This window comes from Mesorhizobium sp. M2C.T.Ca.TU.002.02.1.1 (assembly GCF_003997225.1).
The window spans coordinates 1-1,753 of record NZ_RZTO01001060.1 but is presented as its reverse complement, the minus strand read 5'-3'; the positions used below and the strand labels follow the sequence as shown (position 1 = coordinate 1,753).

The 1,753-nt window shown below is 64.2% G+C and carries 2 protein-coding genes; both read left to right on the top strand.

What is annotated here, in order from left to right; all coding sequences use genetic code 11:
* The first annotated feature begins 92 nt into the window (after positions 1–92).
* Positions 93–1,061, top strand: coding sequence for an AraC family transcriptional regulator (locus EOD07_RS33290; protein ID WP_127238247.1), 969 nt, complete (start codon positions 93–95; stop codon positions 1,059–1,061).
* Between the two features lie 203 nt (positions 1,062–1,264).
* On the top strand, positions 1,265–1,696 hold the full coding sequence (locus EOD07_RS33285) for a DUF4437 domain-containing protein (RefSeq protein ID WP_127238246.1): 432 nt from the start codon (positions 1,265–1,267) through the stop codon (positions 1,694–1,696).
* The last annotated feature ends 57 nt before the right edge of the window (positions 1,697–1,753 follow it).

Genomic DNA, 1,753 nt, shown 5'->3' with positions numbered 1-1,753 from the left:
TGTCAAATCTCCGATGAGTTGCAGCGCAACATTTAGGCTGCAGTGCAACATAGGGAGTGACTGTCTGGAGTTTCCATGCTAGAAACGCCGAAATGAATTACAATTCGTCCAAATCGGTTTTGCAGACTTCGGGCGACCCGCTCACCGACATGTTGCGTGGCCTGCGCCTCGACGGCGTCGATTATGGCCGCTGCGTGCTGGGCGAGCCCTGGGCCGTTTCCTTTCCGGCGCAGAAGGCCGCGCGCTTCCATTTCATCGGACAGCAGGGTTGCTGGCTGTTCTCGCCTGCCAGGGAATGGATCGAGCTCTCGGTGGGCGACGCGCTGCTGATCCCGCGCGGCGACGAGCATGTGCTGGCGAGCGCGCCCGGCGTGCCGCCGGTGCCGATCGGCCGCTACACGATCGAGCCGGTGTGCGAGAACATCTACGACGTCTCGAACGGCTGCGACGGCTGCAAGACCTTGCTGTTTTGCGGCTCGATGCATTTCAACCTCGACGGCTCGCATCCGCTGCTGGAGATGATGCCCGACCTGATGCAGGCGCATAAGCTGATGGCGAACGCGCCGGGCATCCAGCATCTGCTCGACGCGATGGCTGGCGAGGTGACGATGGACCGCGTCGGCTCCGGCGGCATTCTTGCCCGCCTGGCCGACGTGCTCGCCGCCACCATCATCCGCTCCTGGGTCGAGAATGGCTGTGGCGACGCCACCGGCTGGATCGCCGCCATGCGCAATCCGGATGTCGGCAAGGTGCTTGCCGCCATCCACCTCCAGCCGGAGCGCGACTGGACGGTCGAGGCGCTGGCCAGGATGATGGGCGCCTCGCGCTCCGCCTTCGCGCAGCGCTTCGCCAGCGTGGTCGGCGAGACGCCGGCTAAATATGTGCTGCGCGTGCGCATGCACCAGGCGCGGCAATGGCTCAGCCGCGACGGCATGCGGGTTTCGGTCACGGCCGCGAGATTGGGCTACGACTCGGAAGCCTCCTTCAGCCGAGCCTTCAAGCGGGTGATGGGCGTGGCGCCGAGCCATTTCCGTCACGCCGGCGCCGAGGAGCAATCCTGACATCCGGCAGGCAGCCCGCTGGAGGAATTGCCAAATCTTTTGGACGCCGCGTCATTCCCCGCCAGTCGAGACAGCATAAGCTGGCTAGAGCAATTCCGGGAAAAGTGTGAGCGGTTTTCCGTCAGGAATTGCGTCAAAACAAAGAGATAGAGCGGTTCGCCGTTTCCGTGAAACGGTGAAACGCTCTAGTGGAGGAAACCGCCATGCCCAATCATCTCGCACCGCTTGCGCTTGCCGCTGCTGCCATGTTGCCGAACCGCGCTTTCGCGCTCGAAGACAGCTACCTGCCGGCCGACAAGATCCCTTATGCCGTCGAAGCGCCGAACCAGCCGCAGCGGCTTGGTCCGCTATGGGGCGAGCGCGCCAAAGGACCGGCCGGCACGCTGCTGAAGGTTCCCGGCAACTGGCGCGCGCCCGTCCATGCCCACACCGCCGATTACCGCGCCGTGGTCATCAAGGGCCTCTGGGCGCACTGGCAGATGCAGGGCGGCGAAGCCACGAAGGTCGAGTTGCCGCCTGGCTCCTACTGGACCCAGAAGGCCGACGAAATGCATGACGACGCCTGCCTGTCGGACACCGAATGCGTGATCCTGCTGATCAACGACACGCCTTACGAGACCTACCTGCCGAAGTAAGGCAGGCGGCTAAGCCGCTATCCGGCGTGACGCAGGCTCACCCCGCTGCCCTTGTCG

What these genes read in the sequence shown, in the direction of transcription:
- EOD07_RS33285 (WP_127238246.1), top strand. Translation starts at nt 1,265, where the DNA reads ATGCCCAATCATCTCGCACCGCTTGCGCTTGCCGCTGCTGCCATGTTG.
- EOD07_RS33290 (WP_127238247.1), top strand. Translation starts at nt 93, where the DNA reads ATGAATTACAATTCGTCCAAATCGGTTTTGCAGACTTCGGGCGACCCG.